This is a genomic window from uncultured Vibrio sp. (assembly GCF_947488985.1).
Classification (GTDB): domain Bacteria; phylum Pseudomonadota; class Gammaproteobacteria; order Enterobacterales; family Vibrionaceae; genus Vibrio.
In genome coordinates this window covers 1-5,079 of the sequence record NZ_CANLBV010000151.1, presented here as the reverse complement: position 1 = coordinate 5,079, position 5,079 = coordinate 1, and the positions used below count along the sequence as shown (strand labels likewise).

Below are 5,079 nucleotides of genomic sequence, written 5' to 3'. Positions count from 1 at the left end.
GAATGACAGATACCGCCTTAGTTGGCGGTATCTGTGTTGATATTAGAAAGTCAATGAGTCGGTTCGTAGACGCTTACGAATAACACGCCGAGTAATGCGGTAAATACTGGGTGAACGTATTGCAAAATCGTCGCTTCAGCCAGTGGCAAGGTGGTCAAGGCGTAGTAAACGCACATTAAGGCAGCTGTCCCCACTGCGCCGCGCAGAAACAACAAAGGTTTATTATTACCCCAGATCGAAATGCCTTTTCGTTTTACATCGAGATAGCAGATGACCAAAGACACTAAGGCCCTTGCGGCCACAATTTCAAATACCGGGACGCCGTAGTTGCTTACGTACTTCACACAAGCTGACATCAGTGCGAATCCAAAAGCTGAGAGGAGCATAAACCTAACCCCTACCGGGATCAGTGAAAGAGAGAAAGAAGGCATAAAAATATCAATTGAAGCGAAAAGGGCAGCGAGCATAACCTAGTTTGGCTCGTGGGTGCAATTAGCATTATTGAGTATGGATAACGCCAGACCACTGATACTGCTGAGCGAGTTGTTTCAATAGTTCCACTTCCTTTTGTGTTTCGGCTTTAAGCCATTCGATCAGATCGTCAATGACAGGAGTGTGTGTACGTTGATGTAGGTAGTAAGTCCATGCACTGTGTTGGATGTTGGCGTTTTTAGGACAGTACAAGAACCCTCGCTGGAGATCTTGTAACACTAATAGCAGATCCGTGACCGTAACCCCTTCGCCTGACAAACACGCACTGAGTGCCATATCCAATGATAAGAAGCTGGTGTTTCTTGCGGGCTTTCTCGGGGGAGACTCGACATCAGATAACCATACTTTCCAGTCGTGGTGATCTAAGGTGGGGTGCAGCCTTGGTAAGGTTAAAATCGAATCGAGGGTGGTGTTTGGGGTAGTTAAACTTGCTGAACAAACGGGAGCCATAAACTCGTCACGTAAGAAGTTGATATGAGAAGTATGGTCATAACGGCTTTTGAAGCGCGTGTGGAAGATAAGCAAATCATACTCGCTGCTATTGATCGCCTCATCTTCTTCAATGACAGGGACAATAACGATTTCATAATCTTGATAACGCTCGTTTAATTCTCGAACTTTGGAGATCAAGACCCGTGTAGCAAAGCTTAGAGTCGCCTTGATCACAATACGCTTCTGCTTTGGCTCCCCCCACGAGGCAATCACCGTCTCAATATTGCTGTAGCTATTGCGCAAGGCCATATACAGGTCATGCCCTGATTCCGTTAATTCAATCGCTCGATGCTTGCGAATGATCAGTGATGCGCTCAGATCATCTTCAAGCTGTTTGATCTGACGACTGATCGCACTCTGTGTCACATTGAGTTCATCGGCAGCTAAGGTAAAGCTCATTAGCCTCGCCACAGCTTCAAAGGCTTTAAAGCCATTATGTGATGACGGCAAATTAGGATATGGGGTCATTATTTATTCGCATGAGTTTAAAGAATGCTAGGGTCGCAAATTTATCAATTGAAAGCCAGCCTCATCGAGCGTATTTTGTGCGAAATTAATAGAGGCGCTCATGAAAAAAATACTCACACTTGCATTCCCTTTGATCATCTCACAGCTGATCTCCATGGCTTTAGTTCTGACCGATGTTTGGATGATGTCGCGTATCAGTGTGTCAGCGCTGGCGGCTGGTGGCTTGGGTGCCTCCATCTACTTCTTCATTTTTATCATCGCGAGCAGCACCGTCGGTTGTGTCGCAAACTTGATCGCGATTGCTTATGGTCAGCGAGTCGCTCGTCCCGAATTTGGCAATACGCAAATTAGACTTGCCGTTAAGGGCGCGGTGATGTTGACGTTGGTGCTAAGTGTGCTGCTAATGGCGAGCTTTTGGTGTGCTCCAGCGGTATTGCAAGCAGCGCAGCAACCACAAGAAGTGATCACCTTAGCCATGGAGTATGTGCATGCCCTAAAATGGGTGATGTTCCCCTCACTTATTCTGTTGGTTCTGCGTGGTTTAACCTGCGCGTTCGGTAATGTGCGTTCTATTTTAGTGATGTCACTGATCACTGTCATTCTCAATGTGCCTGTCAGTTATTTTCTCACCTTCCAATTAGAGATGGGGTTAACGGGTCTAGGGCTCGGTACGGCTATCGCGGCGTGTATGGTGATGGTTGGCTACACGGTTTGGGTATTCAAGCGTGATCAGTTTAAGCCGTTTGCCCCTTGGTTACATACTGAAGAGTACTCAATTAAGCTGATGACTCCGTTGTTAATGATGGGATTACCAATCGCATTAGCGGCGCTACTGGAGCACGGGCTAATATACGGTGGCACCTTGATGGCTGGCACGATTAGCATTGCTTCTTTAGCGTTGCACCAGATCTTACTTCAGTGCTTAAGCTTTACTTGGAATTTCAACTTTGGCTTTTCACAGGCCGCCGCTATCTTGGTTGGCCGTGATTTTGGTGCGGGTAACTATGAAGGGATCAAAAGAACCTCAATTCAAAGCTTTATCTTGGTTTCTATCTTGAGTGTTGTGCTATCTGCGGTGTTTATCCTATGGCCTGAAATGATCGCTTCTATGTTCAAACTGGACGATGATACGGGCGCGATGACTTCACTGCTGGCCTCCGTTATTTGGGTAGTTGCACTGTGCTTTATTGTTGATGCGTGGCAACTACTGGCAATTAACCTGCTGAGAGGTATGAAGATTGTCTCAATGCCAACCGTGATGACGGCAATTGGTTATTGGGCATTCGGTTTGCCTGCGGCTTGGTATTTAATGCCAACATTCCAACTGGCAGGGATCTGGGGAGGTATTGGTGTTGGCTTGGGTGTGACCGGTATTTTGCTGCTCATCCTGTTGATGCGTTTGATTCAAAAGAACAGCCACTCACAAGAGCACGCATCTGTATAAGTTTGAGAAGAGAATCATTTTTCCGCCGCAGAATGAGTTAGACCTTGGTCTTACAGAAACAGAGCGCAAAGCTGATTAGAATGAAGTGAGTCGTTTACTGTTTTATCAAGGAATACACTCATGGAAGTTGGATTGTTCTGGGCTGAAAAAGGAATGCTAGTGCTGGGTGCACTGTTTGTTTTGACGAGTGTGATGCAGTATGCAAAGCGAAGTAGTGACTGGAAAGGGGTGATCACTATGTTCTATAAACGTATCCCTATGAATATTGCAGAGTATAAATGGTATCGCTTGGGGATCGCGTTATTGGTATTCGCGGTGATCATCCGGTTTGCGCTACTGATCCTTTGGCCGAGTTATTCGATGTAAGTTGGGTTCGTTTTGTTCGGTCAACCCATCCTTATCGCATTCGTCGCCAAGCTAGAGCCTTAATCCATCGTCAGATTAAGGCCCATCATTTGATGAGTTCATCATCATTACCTCCTTCGTAGTATATTGTTTCGCATAGATAATCATGGGAAATTATCACTTGTCTGTTTATCCTATCATTCTTGGTAATAATTTACAGGTAAATCTATTCACCACATACCTGATACTATGATGTTCTGTTACACTCGCTCAAGTTAGGTTTAATTTGTCGATGGTGCATCTATGTCGTTCCCAGTTCTTATATGTGATGATTCTGCGTTAGCAAGGAAGCAGATGGCTCGTTCACTGCCCAGCTCTCTCAATGCAGAGATCACTTTTGCTGTTCACGGGCTCAATGCACTTGAAGAGTTAGCTCAAACTCAGTTTAAACTGATGTTCCTTGATCTCACCATGCCAGAGCTCGATGGCTATGGCACCTTGGAAGAAATGCAGCGTTTGGGGGATACGACGCCGATTGTTGTGGTGTCTGGCGATATCCAACCCAAAGCACAACAGAAGGTGATGGAGCTTGGTGCCAAAGCGTTTTTGCAAAAACCAATCAATAAAGATGCGTTAAAAGCCATTTTACGTGAGCATGTTGAGCCGGTACAACAGCCTCACTTAGTGACTCCGATAGCGCTAGAGTTACCAATACTGCGCAGGCGCGACGTTTATATGGAAGTGGCGAACGTGGCTATTGGGCGCGCCGCCGATGCACTGGCTCGCCACTTTAATGTGTTTGTTCAATTACCTTTACCCAACGTAAACATCTTCGAAGTGAGTGAATTGCACATGGCACTGCGTGATCTCGCCAATAACGCTCAAGTGTCTGGTGTTTGCCAAGGGTTTAGCGGAGAAGGCATAGCAGGTGAAGCACTAGTATTGCTTAGTGATTCCAGTGTTAGCGATCTTAAAAAGCTGATGAAGGTGCCTACCGAGAGCGAACAACTCGAAGAGCTAGAGCTGCTGATGGATGTGTCGAATATCCTTGTTGGCGCATTCTTAAATGGGTTAGGGGAGCAATCCGAAGTGCGTTTCTTCCAAAGTTCTCCGGTCCTACTTGGGCAACATATCTCGATCGATTCGGTTATTGAAAATACCGCGGGCTCTTTCAACAAGACCATGACTTTTGAAGTCAGCTACAACATTGAAGGCACTTCAATCCGGTGTGATCTTCTATTTATGTTTGTGGATGAGTCGCTACCTCTACTCGATAAAAAATTGGCCTACCTGATGGAGGAATTTTAATATGCTGAATCTTCCAGCTGAATTTGAACAGTTTCACTGGATGGTGGACATGGTTCAAAACGTCGATATGGGTCTGGTGGTCATCAATCGTGACTTTCAGGTGCAAGTTTGGAATGGCTTTATGACTCATCATAGCGGTAAACAATCGCATGATGCGATCGGGAAGTCGATTTTTGAGTTGTTTCCTGAAATACCTGAAGAGTGGTTTAGGCTGAAAACCAAGCCTGTCTATGATCTTGGGTGTCGCAGCTTTATTACATGGCAACAAAGGCCTTATCTATTCAAATGCCGTAATGTTCGACCTGTCACCCAGCAAGCTGATTTCATGTATCAGAACGTAACGCTCAATCCCATGCGCTCGCTAACAGGGCAAGTCACCTCTTTGTTCCTATCCATTCAAGATGCAACCGTTGAGGCCTTGATGTCTCAAAGAATTAAGCCAAACACTTAATGTTTCTATACCCGTGATCATTGAAGGTGCTTGATTTTTAGTAAAATCAGGATCATGCTACGAACTATGATAATTACAC

Annotated in this window: 5 protein-coding genes and 1 pseudogene; 4 read left to right on the top strand and 2 right to left on the bottom strand. The window is 45.5% G+C overall.

Annotation, left to right across the window (positions count from 1 at the left end):
- Positions 1-74: 74 nt before the first annotated feature.
- Together Q1A70_RS18850 and Q1A70_RS18845 are read right to left on the bottom strand one after the other, a co-directional pair.
- Positions 75-431: pseudogene (locus tag Q1A70_RS18850) on the bottom strand (EamA family transporter); the annotation flags it as partial.
- 67 nt (positions 432-498) lie between these two features.
- Positions 499-1,452 (bottom strand): LysR family transcriptional regulator, encoded by a 954-nt coding sequence (locus Q1A70_RS18845; RefSeq protein WP_299695337.1) that lies wholly within the window; start codon positions 1,450-1,452, stop codon positions 499-501.
- A gap of 100 nt (positions 1,453-1,552) precedes the next feature.
- Between Q1A70_RS18845 and Q1A70_RS18840 the strand changes: the two genes are divergently transcribed.
- The 4 genes from Q1A70_RS18840 (at position 1,553) to Q1A70_RS18825 (ending at position 5,000) form a co-directional block, all read left to right on the top strand.
- Positions 1,553-2,896 (top strand): MATE family efflux transporter, encoded by a 1,344-nt coding sequence (locus Q1A70_RS18840; protein WP_299695340.1) that lies wholly within the window; start codon positions 1,553-1,555, stop codon positions 2,894-2,896.
- A 120-nt stretch (positions 2,897-3,016) separates the two neighbouring features.
- On the top strand, positions 3,017-3,262 hold the full coding sequence (locus Q1A70_RS18835; RefSeq protein ID WP_299695343.1) for a hypothetical protein: 246 nt from the start codon (positions 3,017-3,019) through the stop codon (positions 3,260-3,262).
- 282 nt (positions 3,263-3,544) lie between these two features.
- A complete protein-coding gene (locus tag Q1A70_RS18830; RefSeq protein ID WP_299695346.1) occupies positions 3,545-4,549 on the top strand; it encodes a response regulator in 1,005 nt (334 codons plus the stop codon).
- 1 nt (position 4,550) lies between these two features.
- Positions 4,551-5,000, top strand: a complete 450-nt coding sequence (locus Q1A70_RS18825; RefSeq protein ID WP_299695349.1) for a PAS domain-containing protein — start codon at positions 4,551-4,553, stop codon at positions 4,998-5,000.
- The last annotated feature ends 79 nt before the right edge of the window (positions 5,001-5,079 follow it).

Coding starts and splice junctions, on each gene's coding strand:
- Q1A70_RS18845 (WP_299695337.1), bottom strand. CDS start 1,452: ATGACCCCATATCCTAATTTGCCGTCATCACATAATGGCTTTAAAGCC.
- Q1A70_RS18840 (WP_299695340.1), top strand. CDS start 1,553: ATGAAAAAAATACTCACACTTGCATTCCCTTTGATCATCTCACAGCTG.
- Q1A70_RS18835 (WP_299695343.1), top strand. CDS start 3,017: ATGGAAGTTGGATTGTTCTGGGCTGAAAAAGGAATGCTAGTGCTGGGT.
- Q1A70_RS18830 (WP_299695346.1), top strand. CDS start 3,545: ATGTCGTTCCCAGTTCTTATATGTGATGATTCTGCGTTAGCAAGGAAG.
- Q1A70_RS18825 (WP_299695349.1), top strand. CDS start 4,551: ATGCTGAATCTTCCAGCTGAATTTGAACAGTTTCACTGGATGGTGGAC.